Below are 20831 nucleotides of genomic sequence, written 5' to 3' on the forward strand. Positions count from 1 at the left end.
GCATCAGCGGTCACGGTGAGCACGGCCTTGCTGGCCGCCACCGTCCGGACGACATCTGTTGCCGCGTTCCAGTTGCTGTCTCCGGCCTGGGACGCCGTCAGCACGCAGCTGGTCGTGCCGCTGGTCATGGTGACGGTCCAGCCCGGTGTGGCGGGCGTGATCGAGCAGCCGCCGGTGGCGACCAGGCTGACCGGAAGGCCCGAGCTGGCGGATGGGGTGACGTTGAACGACGAGCCGTAGACGGCAGGCGAGGTCGGCTGTGGGAAGTCGATGGTCTGGTTCTGCTGGGTGACCCGCGCGAGGAAGGCGTTGTCGGAGCTGTACTGCGTCGCGTCGACGTTGTCGAAGAGGACGTTGATCCGGTCGTTGGTGTCCTTGACCGCGGTCGAGTGGTCGGTCCCCACCGCGACTGTCTCGGAGACCGCGTTCGTCGAGGTGTAGCCGGACGGGTTGGTCCGGACGACGAAGTAGCGGGTGTTCTTCACGAGCCCGGACGTGAACGCCCACTGACCCGATGCCGGGGTGACCACAGGGCTACCGACCTGTAGGTCGGTCGCCCCTCCGTCGAAGCTGCCGTTGCTGTTCGTGTCCTTGTAGAGGGTGACGGTGGCACCCGCGAGGCCGAGCTCGCCGGAGTCGAAGACACCGTTGCCGTTCGCGTCCAGGATCACCTGGCCGGAGATCAGCGCGGCGAACACCGTCGTGGCCGCCGATGCGGTGTTGTTGGCCGTGTTCGAGTCGTCCTCCGCGCTCAGGATCTGCGCGGTGTTCGTCAGGGTCGTGCCGTTGTTGACGCCCGTTCCGACGGTGACCTGGAAGGTTCTGCTGACGAGCGCCGAGTTCGCGAGCACCGTGCCCACGTTCCAGGTCAGCGTGTTGGTCAGCGAGTCGTAGACGCAGCCGCCGGTGCAGCTGCCGGGCACGTAGGTCACGCCGGTCGGCAGGGTGTCGGTCAGCTGCGTGCCGGTGGCCTGGTTGGTGGTGCCGCTCCCGGAGGCCAGGTTCCTGTAGTTGACGGTGTAGGTCATCGACTGCCCGGGGCTCACGGCGGTCGGCCCCGTCTTGGTGACCTGGAGATCGGGAGACCCTGGTGCGGCGGCCGGCTTGAAGATGCCGAGCGTGCCGGCGCCCTTGATCTGCAGGGAGTTGCCGGAGAAAGCGTGTGCCCCGGCCCGCATCTTGGTGTTGAAGGTGATCGAGCCGGCACTGTCGTTGCTGATCGACGCCGTGAACGTGTACTTCCAGATGTCGCCACCGCTGGCCGTCGAGAAGGTGACCGCACCCATGCTGACGTTCGCCGACGGAGTGAACCCGGTCAGGCTCTCGAGGCCGGCGGTGGCACCCGAGGCGTGGTCGATCTCGATCGTGAAGGTGTTGGGTGTGGAGTTCGCTTGTCCGGCGTCGAACGCCAGACGCAGCGGGATGGTTTGCAGCTCGGCCCAACCGTCCAGACTCGTGCTCTGCCACGGGCACGGCGCCGGGGACGCACAGGCGGGGTTGGACTGTCCCTGAAGGGCGCCCTTGAGCGCGCTTGCTGCGACGACGTACGGGCCCACGAACGGCCCACCGCTGCCGGCAACCCCCTGCGGGACGACCGCCGTCGTCGAGCTGTCGCCCAGCGCCCGCGCCAGGTTGACCCGGCCGTTGCCGGTGTCTGAGACGGAACCCGCGGGGTCGGCCGTGCGCGCGAGCCGCCCGACGACGACACCGTTGGAGGCCGACGCGTCGTTCGCCTTCACCAGCGCCGCGGCACCGGCGACGATCGCGGCCGAGGCCGACGTGCCGGTGACCGAGCCGGAACCGTCGGCGATGTCGACGCCGGGAGCGCCGAGGAAGGTGTCGTCGCCGGAGTTGGAGCTCGTCCAGAGCGAGTCGTCGCGGGTCGTGGCGGAGACACCGACCACCTTGGCGGCGCCGGCCGGGTACGTCGCAGTCGAGCTGCCGTCGTTGCCGGTGGCGGCCACGAGGACGGCGCCCTTCGACCAGGCGTAGTCGACCGCAGCCTGGAGCGCGTCGCTGCGACCGGGGTTGGAGAACGACATCAGGATCACGTCCGCACCGTGATCGGCGGCGTAGACGACCCCCGCCACGATGTCGGAGTCCTGGCCGGTCCCGTCAGCGCCGAGCACCTTGACCGGCATGACCGAGACGCCCGAGTACGCGACGCCTGCTGTTCCGACTCCGTTGTCGGTCTTCGCAGCCACGATCGTGGCCATCGCGGTGCCGTGACCGTTGGGGTCGGCGGTGGTGTCGGAGCCCGCCAGCATCGAGGCGCCGGGGACGAGCTTGCCCGTGAGATCGTCGCTCGGGTCCACGCCGGTGTCGAGCACGGCGACCGTGGCCGTGCCGCCCGGGACCACCGTGCCGAAGGCCTGGTCCCAGCCGATCTTCGGCAGAGCCCACTGGTCGCCGTACGCCGGGTCGTCAGGCGTACCTTCCACGGCCCGCACGCGATCGGCTTCCACACTCTCGACGCGGGGGTCGGCTCGCAGGGCGTCCGCCCCTGCGGCGGTCACGTCGACGGCGTACATGTGCAGCTGCGGCACCGAGGAGAGCTGGACCGCCGCGACGTCGGAGAGCAATGCTTCCTGCTCGGCGCCGGACGTGGTGGCAGCGAAGGTCACGATCTCCGAGCTGGTCGGGTCGACGGTGTCCGTGCGTGGAGCCGCCGAGGCGGACACGGCCATGCCGACGGTGACCAGGGACAGTGCAGCTGCGGCCGCGACGATGCGCGGCACCGAACTCTTGCTCTCGAACATGCGAAACCGTCCCCCATGAAGGCGCAGGAGGCCGAACCCCATCGGCCACGAGTGCTGCACGTTCATCATCAGGTCGGCGCACCGTGCCACGCCGAGAGTGCCCGGATGGGCGACCGAATGGCCCCAACGGGTCAGGGAGTCCTAGTCAGGGCGCGACGTCCTCAACCGGACATACCTCGCGATTCAGCCGCCGCTGGTCTAGTCAGGCGTGCGCCGCGTGCCGCCCCGCACGGCGCCCGAAGTACGAACCCTCGGCGAGCTGGGTGCCCGAGGAGTAGCCCTTGCCGTCCTGGGCGATGTTCGCGGCGCAGGCGCCGGCGGCGTACAGGCCCGGGATCACCGATCCGTCGGGGCGCTCGGCCTCGCCGTCCACGCTCGTGCGCATGCCGCCCAGCGTGAAGCCGGCGTACAGCGCCTTGCCGAGGGTGAGGTCGTAGGCGCCCCACGGGCCCTGGTCCTGGGGCTCGACCCACTCCGGCGCCTTGTGGAAGTCGGGGTCCTCCTGGGCGCGCGCGTGCTCGTTGTAGCGGTCGAGCGTCGCGGCGAGCCGGCCGGCCGGGATGCCGAGCGCCTCCTCCATCTCCGCGACCGTCTCCCACCCGTCGATGAACGGGCACAGCGGCATCGAGGGGTGCTCGATGTGCGCCGAGTCCACGATCAGGTACGCCGCCTGGTCGGGCTGGTCCATCACGAAGCCCGACGTGCGGGCGTGATAGCTGTCCTCGGCGACGAAGCGGTCGCCGAACTTGTTCACGATGATCCCGGTGACCAGCTGCGACGGCGGGTAGAAGGGCGCGGTGATGAACGGCTGGTCCATGAACTTCAGCTCGGCCCCGACGGACTCGCCGAGCCGGATGCCGAGCCCGTCGTCGTAGGTGTTGCCGAGCACGAACAGCTTCGACCCGAGGGCGGGGGTGTTCTCGGCGACCATCTCCGGGTTCATCACGAAGCCGCCGGCGGCGACGATCACCGCCTTCGCCCGCAGGAACCCGGTCTCCTTGAACTTCCTCCACGCGACGCCGACGACCCTGGTTTCCTCGGTGGTTGAGCCTGCCGAAACCACGAGGTTGGTCACGCCGGTCTCGTAGCGGACCTCGACCCCGGCCTCCTCGACCCGCTTCGAGAGCAGGTCCATCACCATCTGGGTCCCGCCGGTGTCGCCGGGCACGGGCACCTTGTGGCCGCGCGGGGCCGGCTTGGCGAGGTCGCGGAAGGGGTGGACCTTCTCGTTGCCGGTGTACATCAGGCCCTCGGTGTTGGGCTGGATCACCGCCTTGCCCGGGAAGAACGAGCGCTCGAACTCGAAGCCGAGGTCCTCGATCCAGTCGAAGTGCTCCACGCTGTCCTCGCAGAAGGCGCGGATCTTCTCCGGCTCGGGGTCGCGGCTGACCGCCATCAGGTACTGGTACATCTCCTCGGCGCTGTCCTCGTGGCCGGTCGCCTGCTGCACCGCGGTGCCGCCGCCGAGGTAGAAGTGCCCGCCCGACATCGCGCTGGTGCCGCCGTACGTCGCGGCGCGCTCGAGCAGCACCACCCGCGCGCCGGCCCGGGCCGCCTCGAGGGCGGCGCAGCCGCCGGCGATGCCGAAGCCGATCACGACGACATCGGTGGTCTCGACGTCCTCGGGCAGGGTGGAGGCCGCGACGACCGCGGGGAGCTCGGTGGTCATGGGCCAAGGGTAGGCGCAAACTAGAACGAGTTCTACATTCGGCGACCACGATTCTGCGCGGATCTGGTGGCAGGGCCGGTCGCCTGCCTTCACTAGACTCGGGCACACCGCCGACCGCCGAGGTGCCCTGTGACACTCGACGTCCACACGCTCAACCAGGCTCTGCTGGCGGGCTGTGGCGTCCTGCTGGTCGCGATCCTGGCCGTGCGCGGGTCGGTGCGCCTCGGTCTCCCGAGCCTGCTGCTGTACCTCCTGATCGGCGTCGGTCTGGGCGACGCCGGCCTGGGCGTCGAGTTCTCCGACGCGAAGCTCGCCAACGCGCTCGGCTTCGCCGCCCTCGTCGTGATCCTGGCCGAGGGCGGTCTGACCACCCACTGGCACGAGATGCGGCCGGTCATGCGGCTCGGTGCCGCGCTGGCCACGCTCGGCGTGGCCGTGAGCGTGGGCGTCATGGCCCTGGCCGCCCACTTCCTGCTCGGCATGAGCTGGGAGCTCGCGGTCCTGCTCGGCGCGGTGACCTCACCGACCGACGCGGCGGCGGTGTTCTCGGTGCTGCGCCGGGTGCCTCTGCCCCAGCGCCTCAACTCCACCCTCGAGGCGGAGTCCGGCCTCAACGACGCGCCGACCGTGGTGCTGGTCACCCTGGTCAGCGCGGGCGGCCACCACGGCGTGCTCGCCTTCGCCGGCGAGGTGGTCTGGGAGCTCGCGGTCGGCGTGCTCGTCGGCGTCGGGGTCGGGTACGCCGGCGCCTGGCTGATGCGCCGCGCGGCTCTCCCGGCCTCCGGGCTCTACCCGCTCGCCGTACTGTCGCTCAGCGTCTTCGCCTACGCCTCGAGCGCGACGCTGCACGGCTCCGGCTTCGCGAGCGTGTACGTCGCCGCGCTGGTCCTGGGCAACTCCGAGCTGCCGCACCGGGCGGCCACGCGTTCCTTCGCCGAGGGCATGGCCTGGCTGGCGCAGATCGGCCTGTTCGTGATGCTCGGCCTCCTCGTCTCGCCGGGCCGGATCACGCTCGAGCACGTCGGGGTGGCGGTGGCGGCGGGCCTCGTCCTGACCTACGTCGCGCGACCGCTCTCGGTCCTCGCGTCCGCCCTCGTCCAGCCGCTGCCCTGGCCCGAGCTCGCGTTCATCAGCTGGGCCGGGCTGCGGGGCGCCGTACCGATCGTGCTGGCGACGATCCCGCTCTCCGAGGGCGTCCACGGTGCGACACGCCTGTTCGACATCGTGTTCGTGATGGTGGTGATCTACACCGTGCTGACCGCGCCCACCCTGCCGACGGTGGCGCGGGTGCTCCGGGTGGCCCGACGCAGCGAGCCGCGCGACCTCGACGTCGAGGCGGCGCCGCTGGAGCGGATCGCCGCCGACCTGCTCATGGTGACGATCTCGCCGAAGTCGCTGATGCACGGCGTCGAGGTCGGGGAGCTCCGCCTCCCGAAGGGAGCGTCGGTCTCGCTGGTCGTGCGCGACGGGAGCACCTTCGTGCCGCAGCCGCGCACCGTGCTGCGCCACGGCGACGAGCTGCTCGTGGTCACGCCGCGCAAGATCCGGGAGAAGACCGAGGAGCGCCTGCGCGCGGTCTCCCTCGGCGGTCGCCTGGCCCAGTGGCTCGGGTCCGACCCGCACCCGCCGGCGCCCTGACCGGGGTCAGCTGCAGGTGGCCTCGGGCTGCGGCAGCTCGATCTTCGTCGGCGCCTTCGGGTCGAGCCGCTTGAACCGGTCGCCGATCACGACGTCGACACCAGGACCCATCTCCTGGTCGCTGTGCACCACCTGCGTGGCCTTCCCGAGTGCCTTGGCGACCAGCTCGGCGGCCGGGTCGTCGGACTTCGTGGTGTACACCGCGGCCCGATCGGCCCGGATGCCGTCCGGGGCGTTGCCGACCTGCCCGGGTTTGAACCCGGCGCGCTCGAGGAGGTCCATGGTCGCCTGGGCGCGGCCCGAGAGCTTGCCGGAGTTGAAGACGCTCACGGTGACGTCCGCGCGGCGGACGAAGCGGCTCACCTTCTGGTCGGTCGGCTGGCAGGTCGGCGAGGTCGACGTGGACGAGCCCAACCCCTCGAGCGGCGTGGTCGCTGCGTGGTAGCCCCAGACCGCCATCCCCACCAGCACGGCGAGCAGGACCAGCAGCGTGGCGCCGGTGGTCAGCCTGCGCTGCGTCATTCCTCCACCTCGAGCACCCGTGCGTGCACCACGTGCCGCTGCTGCAGCGCTGCCCGCAGCGCGCGGTGCAGGCCGTCCTCGAGGTACATCTCCTCGCGCCACAGCACCACGTGGGCGAACAGGTCGCCGAAGAAGGTCGAGTCCTCGTCCAGCAGCAGGTCGAGCTGGAGCGTGTCCTTCGTCGTGACCAGCTCGTCGAGGCGCACCGGCCGCGGTGGGAGCGCGGCCCAGTCGCGGGCCCCCAGACCGTGGTCCGGGTAGGGCCGTCCCTGGCCGACGCGCTTGAAGATCACCCCGCCATCATAGGAAGACGAGTGCAACCGCCCGGGGGCGCTCTGTTCTAGGCTCCGGACATGGGTGAGGAGTCGATCAAGGCCGAGGTTGCCGCGGGCTACGCCTTCGAGGGCCCGGCCCTCGAGCTCGGCGGGCTGATGCTCGACGCCTCGCAGCTCTCCGACGTCCGGATCAGGATCCCGCTGTCCATGCTCAACCGGCACGGCCTGGTGGCCGGCGCCACCGGCACCGGCAAGACCAAGACGCTGCAGCTGATGGCCGAGCAGCTGAGCGCCGCGGGGGTGCCCGTGTTCGCCGCCGACATCAAGGGCGACCTCTCGGGGCTCTCCGTGGCGGGCGAGGACAACGAGAAGATCAAGGCGAGGGCGACCTCGGTCGGCCAGGACTGGAAGGCCACCGGCTACCCCGTCGAGTTCTTCGCCCTCGGCGGCCAGGGCACCGGCATCCCGCTGCGGGTCACGATGTCGGCGTTCGGCCCGACCCTGCTCAGCAAGGTGCTCGGCCTGAACGACACCCAGGAGTCCTCGCTGGGCCTGGTCTTCCACTACGCCGACAAGGCCGGCCTGCCGCTGCTCGACCTCGCCGATCTCCGCGAGGTGATCAAGTGGCTCACCTCCGACGAGGGCAAGGCCGACCTCAAGGACCTCGGTGGCCTGTCCGCGTCGACCGCAGGCGTCCTGCTGCGTGAGCTGATCGCGTTCTCCGACCAGGGCGCCGACGCGTTCTTCGGGGAGCCCGAGTTCGAGACCAGCGACTTCCTGCGGGTTTCGGCAGGCTCAACCACCGGCAAGGACGGGTACGGCCTGATCTCGCTCGTCGAGCTGCCCGATCTGCAGGACCGCCCCGCGGTGTTCTCGACCTTCCTGATGTGGCTGCTCGCCGACCTCTTCCACGACCTGCCCGAGGTCGGAGACGTCGACCAGCCCAAGCTGGTGTTCTTCTTCGACGAGGCGCACCTGCTCTTCAAGGACGCCTCGTCGGCATTCCTCGACGCGATCGCCCAGACGGTACGGCTGATCCGGTCCAAAGGCGTGGGCGTGTTCTTCGTGACCCAGTCGCCGACCGACGTACCCGACGACGTGCTGGGCCAGCTCGGCTCCCGCGTCCAGCACCAGCTGCGGGCGCACACGCCGAACGACGCCAAGGCGCTGAAGCAGACCGTCGACACCTACCCGACCAGCGGCTATCCCGACCTCGCCGAGGTGATCACCTCGCTCGGCATCGGCGAGGCGATCGTGACCGTGATGAACGAGAAGGGCGCACCGACCCCCGTCGCCTGGACCCGGCTGCGGGCACCGCAGTCACTGATGGCGGCCGCCGACCCAGCGGGGATGACCGCGGCGGTGAAGGCCTCACCCCTCTACGCCCGGTACGCCGAGCCGATCGACCGCGAGTCGGCCCGCGAGAAGCTCGCCGCCCGGCTCGAGCAGGGCGCTGCCAAGGCCGAGGCCGAGCAGCAGCAGGCCCCGGCGCCGCAGCAGCCGCCGGCGCCGCGCGCGCCCGCCCCGCGCCGCAAGCAGGAGAAGTCGGTGGTCGAGGAGGTGGTCACCTCGACGGCCTTCCGCCAGGTGATGCGCACCGCGGCCCGCGAGGTCGTGCGCGGCATCTTCAAGACCGGCCGGCGCTGACCTCACCCGCGGACGCACGGAGCGGGGGCCGCCCCTCTCCGGTCGACCCCCGCTCCCACGACGCGGCGCCTGGCCCCGAGGTCAGGCGCAGCGCGTCAGGCGCACCAGCGGACGGCGTCGTCCATCATCGCTGCCAGCGGCAGCACGTGACGCAGCTCCGGACGCTCGCTGAGCACCTCGCTCAGGCCCAGCCGGAGACGGGCTTCGAAGTCGGACTGGCTCATCGGAGACCCCCAATGTCGATTCGGCGGATTGTCACGTTCCAATCTGGCCGGATGACGTGTCGGGACTGTTACGGGCGACGAAATCAGCGGTGAAGAAGCGCTCTCACCCCAGGACCTCCGGCGTCTAGCCCGCTCCGGTCCGAGCGTTGCCAACCCTCGGGGGCGGGCGTTGCATGGATCGGTGCGGAGACGCCGCACGGACTCGAGGAGGACAGACCATGAGCGTGCTGATGACCCTGCGAGTCTCGGGTGACCCCAAGGCCGTCGAGGCTGCCGACCAGGACGTGCTGAGGATGGTTGCGGACCGCGGCCGCGAGTTCGGCGTGATCCGGCACCGGTTCTACGGCAACGACACCGAGGTGCTCGTCATCGACGAGTGGCCCGACGAGGCGTCCTTCCAGGCCTTCTTCGACTCCACGCCCGAGATCAAGGGGATCATGGACGCGGCCGGCGTGATGACACCTCCGACGATCGAGTTCTGGCGTCCGCTCGACACCGAGGACAACGTCGGCTGACCCCGGCGGGGCCGGCCGCCTCAGGTGGTGACCGGCTCCGCGACCGCCTGGATCCTCCGGGTCGCCAGCTCGGTCATCAGGCGCGCCGCGGGGGAGAGGGTCGCGCCGGCGCGATGGACGATGGCGAGCGTGTCGAACTGCTTGGGGCGCAGAGACACGTAGCCGGCCTCGGGGGCCAGGCGGGGGATCAGCTGCGCCGCGACGCCGCGGTGCACCACCGAGTCGGCGAGGCCCATGCCGACCAGCTCGACCGCGGTCTCGACGTCCTCGACCTCGATCCGCGTGGTCGGGGTGTAGCCGGTCTCGTGGAGCATCCGGCGCAGCACGACCCGCGTCGAGTCGGTCGCGCGCCACGTGGTCTCGGGCATCACCAGCGAGGCCCGGGCGAGCCGCTCGGCGGTAACCGGGCTCCGGAGCCGTGACGGGTCGGCGCTGAGGTAGACGAGCTCGTCGCGAGCCACGGGGGTCACCTGGAGGCCTTCGGTGTTGACCTGGGTCACCGCGATCATCGCCACCTCGAGGCGGCCGCGCCGCAGCTCCTCCTGCACGTCGGCGGAGTTCTGGCCGATCAGCTCGACCCGCACGCCCGGGTGGTCCTTGAGCATGTCGGCGACGAGTGCCGCGCCGGCGTACAGGCGAGCGGTGCCGAAGATGCCGAAGCGCACGGTGCCGGTCTCGAGCGCGGTCACGCTCCGGACGGCGCGGCGGGCGTCCTCGGCCGCCGCCAGCGTGCGCTCGGCGTGCGGGCGGAGCGACTCGCCGGCCGCGGTGGGCACGACGCCGCGGCCGACGCGGGCGAACAGCTCGATGCCCAAGGAGCGCTCGAGCGTGCGGATCTGCTCGGAGATGCTCGGCTGCGCGTAGCCGAGCTGCTCGGCCGCGGCGGTCAGCGACCCGCGCTCGTAGACCGCCAGGAAGCAGCGCAGCTGGTGCAGGGAAACCATAGGGATCTCCTTGAGGTCATCTAGGAAAGAAAGGCTACCCCTATCGGTCCCGGCGTCCGAGAATGGAATCGGAAGAAATGGATCGAAGACCTGAGGAGGTCACATGTTCGCCAACGTCTGCACTTCATGCGGCAAGCGGGAGCTGGTCTTTTCCGACCAGATCCGCAACCTCCGGCAGACGGCGACGGGCTTCGACGTGCGCTACGAGTGCACCTGCGGCGCGAGCCAGGTCTGGCACGTCGAGCGCGCGGGCGCGAGCCCCGTCAGCGTAGCCGCCTGACCCTCCGTCAGCCCGTCCCCGGACAGGTCGGCACGGCCGGTTGACACCGGCCGGCACGCTCGCCAGCGTGTCGGCATGGCCCCGCGCTTCGTGACGTCCTCCGACGGGGTCCGCCTGGCGGTCCACGAGTCGGGCAACCCTGAGGGACCGACGGTCGTGGCCGTGCACGGCTACCCCGACAACCACGCCGTCTGGGACGGCCTGGCCGCGCGGCTCGCGACGGAGGTGCGCTTCGTCGCCTACGACGTCCGCGGCGCCGGTGCCTCCGACAAGCCGCGGTCGCGGGCGGCGTACCGGAACGAGCGCCTGGCCGACGACCTCGCCGCCGTGATCGACGCGGTCAGCCCGGACGCACCGGTGCACCTCCTCGGCCACGACTGGGGCTCCTGCCAGCTGTGGCGTCCCCTGTCCGAGCCGCGGATCGCCGCCCGGGTGGCGACCTTCACCTCGATCTCCGGCCCTTCCTTCGACCACGCGGCGGTCTGGATGCGCGAGCGCTCGCATCGTGCGGCCTCGTTGCGCCAGCTGCTCGCGTCGTCGTACATGCTCGCCTTCCAGGTGCCCCGGCTGCCCGAGGCCGTCGTACGGCGCGCCCCGATCGAGCGGTCCGTCGGCGACCGCTTCCCGCGCAGCGAGGCCGACAAGGTCAACGGCATCAACCTGTACCGCGCGAACGTGCTCGGCGCGCTCCGCCGGCCGCGGCCGCCTCGCGTCGGCGTGCCGACGCTCGTGATCGTGCCTCTCGAGGACCCCTTTGTGCGCCCTGAGATCGCCATGCAGGCACCGGTGCCGTACGTCGCCGACCTCACCGTCGCGGAGGTGCCCGGCGGCCACTGGGTCGTGGCCGAGGAACCCGACGTGGTGGCGACGCCGTTCCGGGCCTTCCTCGCCCGGAACGTCAACTGGCGGAGGATGCGGGATTCGAACCCGCGAGGGCGTTAACCCAACCCGCTTTCCAAGCGAGCGCCATAGGCCACTAGGCGAATCCTCCGCCGCGAAGGTTACCTGCCCCGATTCGCCCGGGCGAATCGGGATCCGTAGACTCGGGCCAACCCCCCGTGCGGCGGTATCTCACTGAATCCCCCAGGGCCGGAAGGCAGCAAGGGCAGGTGGGCTCTTCCGGGTGCACGGGGGGCCTTGTCGTTCCCGGAGCCTGCGGGTTACGCGCGGCGGTCCGACCTACGATCGGCGCATGCGGGGGAACCGAGGGGGAGCGCGGTGGGGAGCAGCCGGCCCCACGCTCACTGCCCTCCTCCTGGTCGCCGCGGGATGCGGCGGCGCGCCGACCGCGGGACAGCACCCGGCGCCTCCCTCGGTGTCTGACCGTCCCGGGGTGACCAGCCGAGCGCCCGCGTCCGGGCCGCCCGCCAGCGAGGGCAACGGCTCCCTGGTGCCGCCGCTGCCGAACCTCAGCCGGACGCCGGCGGCGACCGGCACGACCCCGCCCGGCCCCCAGCGAACACCGGCCGAGCGGACCCCTGCCGGGGCCGTTTTCGGGGCCGACGTCAGCTGGCCGCAGTGCCCGAAGGGCATGGGCATCCCCCAGAAGCGCACCGAGGGTCGACCGATGCCGACCGGCGCAGCGAGATTCGTGGTGCTCGGGCTGACCAACGGGCCGTCGTTCGTGGCCAACCCCTGCCTGGAGGACCAGGTCCGCTGGGTGCAGGAGCGCCACCTGCTCGCCGCGGCGTACTCGGTCGTCAGCTACCCCGACGACCGCACGCTGGCCCAGCTGGGCTCGCAGGGCCCGTTCCCGGGAGGCACCCGGCTCGGCGCGCTGCGCAACGTCGGCTACCAGGCTGCGCTCTACAACGTGGACACCCTGCGTCGCGCGGGCCTGCAGACGCCGGCGATCTGGATCGACGTCGAGCCGGTGACCGGCTTCGACTGGAGCCCCGACGTGCAGGCGAACGCCGCGGTCGTCCAGGGCATGGCGCGCGGGTACCGCGACGCGGGGTTCCGGATCGGCTACTACTCCATCGGCTCGCTGTGGACCCGGGTGGTCGGCACGATGCGTACCGGGGCTCCGGAGTGGCGGCCTGCGGGCGAGCGCGGCCTCGCCGAGGCGTTGAACCGGTGCGGTGCCGACTGGTCCTTCCAGGGTGGTGCGGCGGTGATCGGGCAGTGGCTCGAGGACGGTCGCGACCGCAACGTGATCTGCCCGGGCGCCGCGCCCGACCTGCGGCAGTGGTTCCACCAGTACTGAGCGACAGCTCGGGGCCGTGCCCGGAGTCAGGGAGTCGGGGTCCCTGTGCCCGGGGTCGTCGGGCTCGTGGTCGCCTGACCGGGCTGACCCCCCGGCAGGCCCACGTCCACGCGCCCGGAGATCGAGCACCGTGCGTCCAGCTCGCACTGCACGGTGACGTAGCCGGTCTGCAGCCCGGACTTCACGTCGACGTACTGCAGGCGGACCATGAGCGGCTTCAACGGAGCCGAGAACGGGGTGCTGAACCTGCTGAACGTCGGGGCGTTCTCCACCCCGCCGGCCGTGCCGAGCTGGTCGACCACCGTCCAGGTCACCCGGCCGCCGTCGGTGTTCCAGACCACCCACGGCCCCGCGGCCTGGTGCAGGTGGCCGTACTCCGCGATGCCCGGCGGGAGGTCGGCGATGCCGTCGTCGTACGGCGTGGTCCGCTGGGCCGCCGTCTGGGGATGGTCGCGCAGGATGCTCAGCGAGTCGAGGCCGAGGTAGGCGACCAGGGCGCTGGGCTGGTGGACGACGACGATGCCGCCCTGATCGGCGAAGTGGTCACCGACCTTGTCGCGCAGGCGCTGGCCGAGCTGCTCCTCGCTGACGCCGCTGGGGTTCGTGATGCTCCCGCCGAACAGCGTCTTGTGCTCACGGTCGTTCGCGCCGGCGACGTGGAGGTCGCCGACGGCGGTCGTGGTCAGGTCGGGGTCGTGGAACCCGGATCCCTTGACCTGCTTCCAGGTCTTCTCCGAGTCGTGGTCGCCGGCGATGGCGACGGCGGGCACGTCCGGCGCGACCTTCGACTCGGCCTTCACGAACGCCGACTCCGCCACGGTGCCGTTGGAGGTGATGTCGCCCGCGATCGTCCGCAGCGCGATCGCGTCCTTGCCGACCGCGTTCTGGAGGTCGGCGTAGAGCGCAGTGCGCACGTGCACGCCGACGTAGCTGCCCTGCGGGTCGGCCTCCGCGAGCACGATCTTCTCCCCGGGCCGGGGCGCCAGCGCCGTCCCCTGCTGGGCGAGGGCCGTCGCCAGGCTGGTCTTCGCCGCGGTCTCGTACTGGTCGGCGGCGGCGTCGATGCGGAGGGTGTTCTTCTCGATGAACGGCTTGACCTGGCCGACGATCTCGCTCATCTGCGGGCTGCTGAAGGTCGGGTTGCGCATGCCCGGAGCGCTGAACACGTCGGTCGGTGCGGTGCTGCAGGGCCAGGCGTCGAACATCTTCACCGCGGCGAACGCCGACAGCCCGAGGGCCGCGTCGACCAGCAGCACCGACGCCACCACCGCGTGCGCCCGCGGCACGCCCTCCAGGCGTCGCCTCGGCACCACGAGGAACAGCACGAGCCCGCCGATCGCGGCCGCGAGCAGCTCCTCGCGCAGCAGCCGCGTCCACAGGTCCTCGCGGATCTCGGAGGAGTACGCCGCGACGACCGTGTCCGGGTGACGCAGGAACGCCACGTTGGTCTGGAAGAACGCCGGGTCGACGTACGACGCCAGGGTGCCGCCGGCTTCCGGCGGCCCGGTCGCGCGGGCGTAGGCCCCGAACCCGAGCGCCCCGGTCTGGTCCCAGAAGACCTTGCCCAGGATCCCGGTGTCCAGCGTGGACCGACCGTCGTGGCACAGGCCGACCTCGACCGGGAACGTGCCCAGCGTGTCCCGGAACCGCACTCCCTCGATGGCGCGCTCGACGGCCACCGGTGCCGCGACGAGCGCAGCGGCGACGACGCAGAGGACGGCGGTCCAGAGGGTCCGCCGGACGTCGTTCTCGAGGTGCGGGAGGGGGAGCCAGCGGAGGGCGCGGGACGCGGGGCGGGGCGGTCGTGGGCGCGGCTCCATCGCCACGAGGCTACCGCGCCGACGGGTGTGGCCCGCCTGCGCACGCGCCCGTGACCGCTGCCGTCCCGGATGTCGCCAGCGCCGTCTAGGGTTCACGTGTGGAGCACAGTTCCGATCTCCGGCTCGCCCTGTACCGCCGCTACCGCCCGGAGACGTTCGCCGAGGTCATCGGGCAGGACCACGTCACCGAGCCGCTGCGCGCGGCGCTGGCGAACAACCGCGTGAACCACGCCTACCTCTTCTCCGGGCCGCGCGGCTGCGGCAAGACCACCAGTGCCCGCATCCTGGCCCGCGCGCTCAACTGCGAGAAGGCTCCGATCGCCGACCCGTGCGGGGAGTGCCAGTCCTGTCGCGACCTCGCCCGCGGCGGCCCGGGCTCGATCGACGTCATCGAGATCGACGCGGCCAGCCACGGCGGCGTCGACGACGCCCGCGACCTGCGCGAGCGCGCGTTCTTCGCGCCGGTCAGCAGCCGCTACAAGATCTACATCATCGACGAGGCGCACATGGTCACCACGCAGGGCTTCAACGCCCTGCTCAAGCTGGTCGAGGAGCCGCCCGAGCACCTCAAGTTCATCTTCGCCACGACCGAGCCGGAGAAGGTCATCCCGACCATCCGCTCGCGCACGCACCACTACCCGTTCCGGTTGATCCCGCCGCGAGTGCTCTCCGACTACCTGGCCCAGATCTGCGAGACCGAGGGGGTGCCGATCGAGCCGGCCGCGCTCCCGCTCGTCGTACGCGCCGGCGCGGGGTCCGCCCGCGACTCGCTGTCCGTGCTCGACCAGCTGCTCGGCGGCGTCGGCGACACCGGCGTCACGTACGACGTGGCCGCCGGCCTGCTCGGCTACACCCCGGACACCCTGCTCGACGAGGTGGTCGACGCGTTCGCGGCCGGTGACGGGGCGACGGTGTTCTCCGTGGTCGACAAGGTGATCGAGACCGGGCAGGACCCTCGTCGCTTCACCGAGGACCTGTTGCGCCGCCTGCGCGACCTCGTGATCGTGGCGGCCGTGCCCGACGCGCCCGCGACGGGCCTGATCGACGCGCCGGAGGACCAGGGCGAGCGGTTGGTCGCCCAGGCCGCGCGCTTCGGCAAGGCCGAGCTGGTCCGGGCCGCGGACTGCGTGGCGTCCGGCCTGACCGAGATGCGCGGTGCGACCACGCCGCGGCTGCTGCTCGAGCTGATCTGCGCGCGGGTGCTGCTGCCCGCGGCCGACCACGCGACCGACGGGCTGGCGGCGCGGATGGACCGCCTGGAGCGGCGGGTCGGAGTGGCGGGGTCGGTGTCGCCGGAGCTCCCGCCCCAGGGAGCCGTCGGGCACGCCCCCGCGGGCCCAACCGCCCCTTCCGCTCGTTCCTCGCTCCAGGGGGGCCAGTCCCATCCACGGTCCCACGGGGGCGCGCCCGGCGACTCCCCGCAGCCCCAGCCTGTGGCCGGGTCGGAAGGTGCAGGCTCTTCACCCACCCGCCCACCCGGTGCTGCCGCGCCGCAGACCGACGTTGCGCCGCAGACCACGCCGACCGACGCGGTCCCGGCCGCTCCCAGCGCGGACGTGCCGTCGTCGCCTGCGCCCCAACCCGCGGTGGTTGAGCCTGCCGAAACCACACCCCAGCCGCAGGCGGTCGAGCCCGCCCAGACCCCCGCGCCGCCGGCACCTCCGGCAGCCGGGGGGTTCGGTCTGGTCGACGTGCGGCGGATCTGGCCCGACCTGCTGGAGCGGGTGCGCGAGATGCGGCGCTACACCTGGATCCTGCTGAGCCAGAACGCCCAGGTGATCGGGCTCGACAGCAACGTGCTGACCGTCGGGTTCAAGAACGCCGGTGCTCGCGACTCCTTCATCGGCGGGGGGAGCGAAGAGATCCTGCGCCAGGCGGCGATCGACGTGATCGGCGCCGACTGGAGGGTCGAGGCGATCGTCGATCCCTCGGCCGACCCCGGTGCGGGCACGGCGCCGCGGGTGACCAGGCCCGCCACCGAGGCGGTGCCCGAGCCGTCGTTCGCACCGGAGCGCCCGGCAGCGCAGCCCGAGTCGATCGCGACGGCGCGCGGCCGGATCGAGCCGACCCGGGCCGGTGGCCCGCCGGTGGCCCGCACGGACGAGCGCGACGCCGACGCCGATCCCGACGACCCGGATGCCGACGACAGCGGGCTCGACGGCGCCGAGCTGCTCCAGCGCGAGCTCGGCGCCACCGTGATCGACGAGATCCCCCACGACTAGACCCAGGAGAGCGACCATGACCCACGACCCGAACTCCCTCGGCGGCTTCGACCTCGGCGCGATGCTCGAGCAGGCCCAGCAGATGCAGGCCCAGCTCATGAGCGCGCAGGCCGAGCTGGCCTCGCGCACCGTCGACGGCAGCTCCGGCGGCGTGCAGGTGACCCTGTCCGGCACCGGTGAGCTGGTCGGCGTCCGCTTCCCGACCGGCAGCTTCGACGCCGACGACGAGGAGTCCCTCGCCGACCTCGGTGACCTGGTGGTCGCCGCGTTCCGCGACGCGAAGGCCAAGGCCGACGCGCTGGCCAGCGACGCGCTCGGGCCGCTGGCCGGCGGACTGGGCGGCGGACTGGGCGGCGACGGTGGTCTCGGAGGATTGATGGGCGGCTCTCCCGGTGTATGAGGGCGTCGTCCAGGACCTCATCGACGAGCTCGGGCGGCTGCCCGGTGTCGGTCCGAAGGGCGCCCAGCGGATCGCCTTCCACCTGCTCGCCGCCGACCCGGCCGACGTACGCCGGCTCGCCGAGGTGCTGCTGGAGGTGAAGGCCAAGGCGCGGTTCTGCTCGGTGTGCGGCAACGTCGCCGAGGAGGAGATGTGCCGGATCTGCCGCGATCCGCGTCGTGACCCCGCGCTGATCTGCGTGGTCGAGGAGTCCAAGGACGTCGTGGCGATCGAGCGCACCCGGGAGTTCCGCGGGCGCTACCACGTGCTCGGCGGCGCGATCTCGCCGCTCGAGGGCATCGGCCCCGAGCAGCTGAGGATCCGCGAGCTGCTCGCCCGGCTCGAGGACGGCAGCGTCACCGAGATCATCCTGGCCACCGACCCGAACATCGAGGGCGACGCCACCGCGGCGTACCTCACCCGGATGCTGCGGCCGATGGGCCTGCAGGTGACACGATTGGCCAGTGGCCTCCCCGTCGGTGGTGACCTCGAGTACGCCGACGAGGTGACCCTGGGCCGGGCCTTCGCCGGACGGCGGAGTGCGGGAGAATGACGCCCGAGTGTCGACCGAGCGGGGAGTGGCGAGATGAGTGACAGCGAGTTCGAGGACTTCGGGCAGCAGATCGCCGACGCCTGCGAGGCGTTCCTGCTCGGGCTGCAGGCCATCGCCAGCGAGGACGACGGCGGCGCGGCCGTGCCGCTGCTGCTGCTCGAGGTGAGCCAGCTGCTGCTGGCCGGAGCCCGGCTCGGGGCGCAGCAGGACTTCGAGCCCGAGACCCAGTACCAGCCCGACGTGGGACCCGACCCCGACCTGGACCGCATGCGGATGCGGCTGGCGGACAAGCTCGGCGACCTGGACACCTACGCGCACAACATCGAGCCCTACGACCCCGACACGGTCCCGTCGCTCATCTCCGACGACCTGACCCTCGTCGCCACCGATGTCGCCAACGGCCTGCGGCACTTCCGCGCCGGCAACGTCGAGGAGGCGCTGTGGTGGTGGCAGTTCTCCTATCTCGCCTCGTGGGGCAACAACGCGATCGGCGTGCTCAGTGCGCTGCACTCGATCGTCGCCCACTCACGCCTCGACCGTGACGTCGAGGGCGAGGAGGAGCAGATCGAGGCGGCCGTGGCGGTCTTGGACGTCGCCGGGGACCCCCTCGCCCCATAGGTAGAATCTCGTTGGCGCGAGCGTCCCCGACCACGGGACGATTCGCGCGTGGCCCGCATCCTCGGGCCGACGCACAACCCTTGAACCAGCCCAAGAAGCGACGAGGAGAACGGCCGTGGGCATTGTCGTGCAGAAGTACGGCGGCTCCTCCGTTGCAGACGCCGACAGCATCAAGCGCGTCGCCCGGCGCATCGTCGAGACCAAGAAGGCCGGCAACAACGTCGTCGTCGTGGTCTCCGCGATGGGCGACACCACCGACGAGCTGATCGACCTCGCCAACGAGGTCTCGCCGCTGCCGCCCGCCCGTGAGCTCGACATGCTGCTCACCGCCGGCGAGCGGATCTCGATGGCGGTGCTGGCGATGGCGATCCAGAACCTCGGCCACGAGGCCCGCTCGTTCACCGGCTCGCAGGCCGGCGTGATCACCGACGCCGAGCACGGCCGGGCCAAGATCATCGACGTGACCCCGGGCCGGATCCAGGCGGCCATCGACCAGGGCGCGATCGCGATCGTGGCCGGGTTCCAGGGCGTCTCGCAGACCACCAAGGACATCACCACGCTCGGCCGCGGGGGCTCGGACACCACGGCCGTCGCGCTCGCCGTCGCGCTGGAGGCCGACGTCTGCGAGATCTACTCCGACGTCGACGGGATCTTCACCGCCGACCCCAGGATCGAGCCCCGCGCCCGCAAGATCCCGCGCATCTCCTACGAGGAGACGCTGGAGATGGCGGCCCAGGGCGCGAAGATCCTGCACCTGCGGTGCGTCGAGTACGCCCGCCGCTACGGCATGGCCATCCACGTGCGCTCCTCCTTCTCCGAGAAGGAGGGCACCTGGGTGGTCAAGGCCTCGGACGTCGTCCCGGACGCGTCCGACGAGACCGGAGGCTCCACCACCGAAGGGCAGACCATGGAAGCAGCCATCATCACCGGCGTCGCGCACGACCGCAGCCAGGCGAAGATCACCGTCGTCGGCGTGCCGGACAAGCCCGGCGAGGCGGCGGCCATCTTCCGCGCGATCGCCGAGGCGCAGATCAACATCGACATGATCGTGCAGAACGTCTCCGCCGCGGCGACGAGCCTCACCGACGTGTCCTTCACGCTCCCGCGGGGCGAGGGCCAGACCGCGATGACCGCGCTCTCCCGGCTCCAGGACTCCATCGGGTTCGAGAGCCTGCAGTACGACGACAGCGTCGGCAAGGTGTCCATCGTGGGTGCCGGCATGAGCACGTCGCCGGGCATCTCGGCCCGGTTCTTCGAGGCGCTCTCCGACGCCGGCGTGAACATCGAGATGATCTCCACCTCGGAGATCCGGGTGTCGGTCGTGGTCGCGGAGACGCAGGTGCAGGACGCCGTACGCGCGGCGCACGAGGCGTTCGACCTCGGCTCCGACGAGGTCGAGGCCGTGGTCTACGGCGGGACCGGGAGGTAGAGGTCATGGTGAACATCGGTGTCGTCGGTGCCACCGGGCAGGTCGGTGTCGCGATGCGGCAGATCCTGCTGGAGCGGGCGTTCCCGGCCGACCAGGTGCGCTTCTTCGCCTCGGCCCGCTCGGCGGGCAAGGTGCTTCCCTTCGGCGACCGCGAGGTGGTGGTCGAGGACGCGACGACCGCTGATCCCACCGGTCTCGACATCGCACTGTTCAGCGCCGGCGCGACCACGTCGCGCGCAGTCGCCCAGAAGTTCGTGGACGCCGGCGTGATCGTGGTCGACAACTCCTCGGCCTTCCGCAAGGACCCGGAGATCCCGCTCGTCGTCGCCGAGGTCAACCCGGGCGCCCTCGAGCCGGTGATCGCCGCACGGCGCGGCATCATCGCCAACCCGAACTGCACCACCATGGCCGCGATGCCGGTGCTCAAGCCGCTGCACGACGAGGCCGGGCTGGTCCGGCTGATCGCGTCGACCTACCAGGCCGTCTCCGGTTCCGGCGTCGCCGGCGTCGAGGAGCTGGCCAGCCAGGTCGAGGCCGCAGGCGACAAGGCCCGCGAGCTCGCGTACGACGGCAGTGCGGTCGCCTTCCCGGCTCCGGTGAAGTACGCGCGCACGATCGCCTACAACGTCGTGCCGCTGGCCGGCTCGATCGTCGACGACGGCCTGGAGGAGACCGACGAGGAGCAGAAGCTGCGCCACGAGTCGCGCAAGATCCTCGACATCCCCGACCTCGCCGTGTCGGGCATCTGCGTGCGGGTGCCGGTCTTCACGGGCCACTCGCTGGCGATCAACGCCGAGTTCGCGCGCACCATGACGCCCGAGCGGGCCCGCGAGCTGCTGGCCGGCGCGCCCGGTGTCGAGCTCACCGACGTGCCGAACCCGCTCCAGGCGGCCGGTCAGGACCCGTCGTACGTCGGCCGGATCCGGCACGACCCCGGTGTCCCGGACCACCGCGGGCTGGCGCTGTTCATCAGCAACGACAACCTGCGCAAGGGCGCGGCGCTGAACACCATCCAGATCGCCGAGCTGGTCGCCGCGCGCCTCTGACGGCGCCGGTCGTCGGCACGCCGGG

19 protein-coding genes, 1 tRNA gene and 1 other RNA gene are annotated in these 20831 nt (G+C 71.5%); 13 read left to right on the forward strand and 8 right to left on the reverse strand.

Annotation, left to right across the window (positions count from 1 at the left end):
• Both EFL26_RS10190 and EFL26_RS10195 read right to left on the reverse strand, forming a co-directional pair.
• Positions 1-2759 (reverse strand): S8 family serine peptidase (locus EFL26_RS10190; RefSeq protein WP_183408135.1); only part of this gene is annotated, 2759 nt, incomplete at its 3' end.
• Between the two features lie 202 nt (positions 2760-2961).
• Positions 2962-4428 carry an FAD-binding protein gene (locus EFL26_RS10195; protein WP_123222797.1) on the reverse strand — a complete coding sequence of 489 codons (1467 nt, stop codon included), beginning with the start codon at positions 4426-4428 and terminating at the stop codon, positions 2962-2964.
• A 129-nt stretch (positions 4429-4557) separates the two neighbouring features.
• Between EFL26_RS10195 and EFL26_RS10200 the strand changes: the two genes are divergently transcribed.
• Entirely contained in the window at positions 4558-6066 is a 1509-nt protein-coding gene (locus EFL26_RS10200) for a potassium/proton antiporter (protein WP_123222798.1), read from the forward strand.
• 6 nt (positions 6067-6072) lie between these two features.
• Here the strand turns inward: EFL26_RS10200 and EFL26_RS10205 are convergent, their stop codons facing one another.
• Together EFL26_RS10205 and EFL26_RS10210 are read right to left on the reverse strand one after the other, a co-directional pair.
• Complete coding sequence (locus tag EFL26_RS10205) at positions 6073-6588, reverse strand: LytR C-terminal domain-containing protein (RefSeq protein ID WP_123222799.1); 516 nt, start codon at positions 6586-6588, stop codon at positions 6073-6075.
• Positions 6585-6881 (reverse strand): type II toxin-antitoxin system VapB family antitoxin, encoded by a 297-nt coding sequence (locus tag EFL26_RS10210; RefSeq protein WP_123222800.1) that lies wholly within the window; start codon positions 6879-6881, stop codon positions 6585-6587. The genes EFL26_RS10205 and EFL26_RS10210 overlap by 4 nt, the downstream gene beginning before the upstream one ends.
• Positions 6882-6941: 60 nt before the next feature.
• Here EFL26_RS10210 and EFL26_RS10215 point away from each other — a divergent pair, with 60 nt between their 5' ends.
• A complete protein-coding gene (locus tag EFL26_RS10215; RefSeq protein WP_123222801.1) occupies positions 6942-8510 on the forward strand; it encodes a helicase HerA-like domain-containing protein in 1569 nt (522 codons plus the stop codon).
• 95 nt (positions 8511-8605) lie between these two features.
• Here EFL26_RS10215 and EFL26_RS24900 read toward each other — a convergent pair whose 3' ends face one another.
• On the reverse strand, positions 8606-8734 hold the full coding sequence (locus tag EFL26_RS24900) for a hypothetical protein (protein ID WP_281273719.1): 129 nt from the start codon (positions 8732-8734) through the stop codon (positions 8606-8608).
• Positions 8735-8952: 218 nt separating this feature from the next.
• Between EFL26_RS24900 and EFL26_RS10220 the strand changes: the two genes are divergently transcribed.
• Positions 8953-9249: a hypothetical protein gene (locus EFL26_RS10220; RefSeq protein WP_123222802.1), complete on the forward strand. Its 297-nt coding sequence runs from the start codon at positions 8953-8955 to the stop codon at positions 9247-9249.
• Between the two features lie 20 nt (positions 9250-9269).
• On the opposite strand, the gene EFL26_RS10225 is transcribed toward EFL26_RS10220, so the two are convergent.
• Positions 9270-10193, reverse strand: coding sequence for a LysR family transcriptional regulator (locus EFL26_RS10225; RefSeq protein WP_123222803.1), 924 nt, complete (start codon positions 10191-10193; stop codon positions 9270-9272).
• A gap of 103 nt (positions 10194-10296) precedes the next feature.
• Between EFL26_RS10225 and EFL26_RS24195 the strand changes: the two genes are divergently transcribed.
• Complete coding sequence (locus EFL26_RS24195; RefSeq protein WP_183408136.1) at positions 10297-10473, forward strand: hypothetical protein; 177 nt, start codon at positions 10297-10299, stop codon at positions 10471-10473.
• A 75-nt stretch (positions 10474-10548) separates the two neighbouring features.
• Positions 10549-11415 carry an alpha/beta fold hydrolase gene (locus EFL26_RS10230; RefSeq protein WP_123222804.1) on the forward strand — a complete coding sequence of 289 codons (867 nt, stop codon included), beginning with the start codon at positions 10549-10551 and terminating at the stop codon, positions 11413-11415.
• Here the strand turns inward: EFL26_RS10230 and EFL26_RS10235 are convergent.
• Positions 11377-11464: transfer RNA gene (locus tag EFL26_RS10235), tRNA-Ser, on the reverse strand. The genes EFL26_RS10230 and EFL26_RS10235 overlap by 39 nt on opposite strands.
• 58 nt (positions 11465-11522) lie before the next feature.
• On the opposite strand from EFL26_RS10235, the gene ffs reads away from it, so the two are divergent.
• Positions 11523-11614, forward strand: an RNA gene (ffs, locus tag EFL26_RS10240) — signal recognition particle sRNA small type.
• A 192-nt stretch (positions 11615-11806) separates the two neighbouring features.
• Positions 11807-12679 (forward strand): glycoside hydrolase family 25 domain-containing protein, encoded by an 873-nt coding sequence (locus EFL26_RS10245; protein ID WP_123222805.1) that lies wholly within the window; start codon positions 11807-11809, stop codon positions 12677-12679.
• A 26-nt stretch (positions 12680-12705) separates the two neighbouring features.
• Here EFL26_RS10245 and EFL26_RS10250 read toward each other — a convergent pair whose 3' ends face one another.
• On the reverse strand, positions 12706-14499 hold the full coding sequence (locus tag EFL26_RS10250) for a hypothetical protein (RefSeq protein WP_148046681.1): 1794 nt from the start codon (positions 14497-14499) through the stop codon (positions 12706-12708).
• 98 nt (positions 14500-14597) lie between these two features.
• Here EFL26_RS10250 and EFL26_RS10255 point away from each other — a divergent pair, with 98 nt between their 5' ends.
• From EFL26_RS10255 to EFL26_RS10280, 6 genes are all read left to right on the forward strand, one after another.
• Positions 14598-16721 carry a DNA polymerase III subunit gamma and tau gene (locus EFL26_RS10255; RefSeq protein ID WP_123222807.1) on the forward strand — a complete coding sequence of 708 codons (2124 nt, stop codon included), beginning with the start codon at positions 14598-14600 and terminating at the stop codon, positions 16719-16721.
• A gap of 16 nt (positions 16722-16737) precedes the next feature.
• Entirely contained in the window at positions 16738-17121 is a 384-nt protein-coding gene (locus EFL26_RS10260) for a YbaB/EbfC family nucleoid-associated protein (protein ID WP_123222808.1), read from the forward strand.
• Positions 17114-17713, forward strand: a complete 600-nt coding sequence (gene recR / locus EFL26_RS10265; RefSeq protein WP_123222809.1) for a recombination mediator RecR — start codon at positions 17114-17116, stop codon at positions 17711-17713. The genes EFL26_RS10260 and recR overlap by 8 nt, the downstream gene beginning before the upstream one ends.
• Positions 17714-17746: 33 nt before the next feature.
• Positions 17747-18331, forward strand: coding sequence for a DUF5063 domain-containing protein (locus EFL26_RS10270; RefSeq protein WP_123222810.1), 585 nt, complete (start codon positions 17747-17749; stop codon positions 18329-18331).
• A gap of 115 nt (positions 18332-18446) precedes the next feature.
• Entirely contained in the window at positions 18447-19760 is a 1314-nt protein-coding gene (locus EFL26_RS10275; RefSeq protein ID WP_123222811.1) for an aspartate kinase, read from the forward strand.
• A 5-nt stretch (positions 19761-19765) separates the two neighbouring features.
• Complete coding sequence (locus tag EFL26_RS10280; protein ID WP_123222812.1) at positions 19766-20806, forward strand: aspartate-semialdehyde dehydrogenase; 1041 nt, start codon at positions 19766-19768, stop codon at positions 20804-20806.
• The last annotated feature ends 25 nt before the right edge of the window (positions 20807-20831 follow it).

Source organism: Nocardioides pocheonensis (assembly GCF_003725535.1).
GTDB classification, from domain to species: Bacteria; Actinomycetota; Actinomycetes; order Propionibacteriales; family Nocardioidaceae; genus Marmoricola; species Marmoricola pocheonensis.

Excerpts from the sequence above, each read along its gene's own strand:
- EFL26_RS10195 (WP_123222797.1), bottom strand. The coding sequence starts at position 4,428 with ATGACCACCGAGCTCCCCGCGGTCGTCGCGGCCTCCACCCTGCCCGAG.
- EFL26_RS10205 (WP_123222799.1), bottom strand. The coding sequence starts at position 6,588 with ATGACGCAGCGCAGGCTGACCACCGGCGCCACGCTGCTGGTCCTGCTC.
- EFL26_RS10215 (WP_123222801.1), top strand. The coding sequence starts at position 6,942 with ATGGGTGAGGAGTCGATCAAGGCCGAGGTTGCCGCGGGCTACGCCTTC.
- EFL26_RS24900 (WP_281273719.1), bottom strand. The coding sequence starts at position 8,734 with ATGAGCCAGTCCGACTTCGAAGCCCGTCTCCGGCTGGGCCTGAGCGAG.
- EFL26_RS10220 (WP_123222802.1), top strand. The coding sequence starts at position 8,953 with ATGAGCGTGCTGATGACCCTGCGAGTCTCGGGTGACCCCAAGGCCGTC.
- EFL26_RS10225 (WP_123222803.1), bottom strand. The coding sequence starts at position 10,193 with ATGGTTTCCCTGCACCAGCTGCGCTGCTTCCTGGCGGTCTACGAGCGC.
- EFL26_RS24195 (WP_183408136.1), top strand. The coding sequence starts at position 10,297 with ATGTTCGCCAACGTCTGCACTTCATGCGGCAAGCGGGAGCTGGTCTTT.
- EFL26_RS10230 (WP_123222804.1), top strand. The coding sequence starts at position 10,549 with ATGGCCCCGCGCTTCGTGACGTCCTCCGACGGGGTCCGCCTGGCGGTC.
- EFL26_RS10250 (WP_148046681.1), bottom strand. The coding sequence starts at position 14,499 with ATGGAGCCGCGCCCACGACCGCCCCGCCCCGCGTCCCGCGCCCTCCGC.
- EFL26_RS10260 (WP_123222808.1), top strand. The coding sequence starts at position 16,738 with ATGACCCACGACCCGAACTCCCTCGGCGGCTTCGACCTCGGCGCGATG.
- EFL26_RS10270 (WP_123222810.1), top strand. The coding sequence starts at position 17,747 with ATGAGTGACAGCGAGTTCGAGGACTTCGGGCAGCAGATCGCCGACGCC.
- EFL26_RS10280 (WP_123222812.1), top strand. The coding sequence starts at position 19,766 with ATGGTGAACATCGGTGTCGTCGGTGCCACCGGGCAGGTCGGTGTCGCG.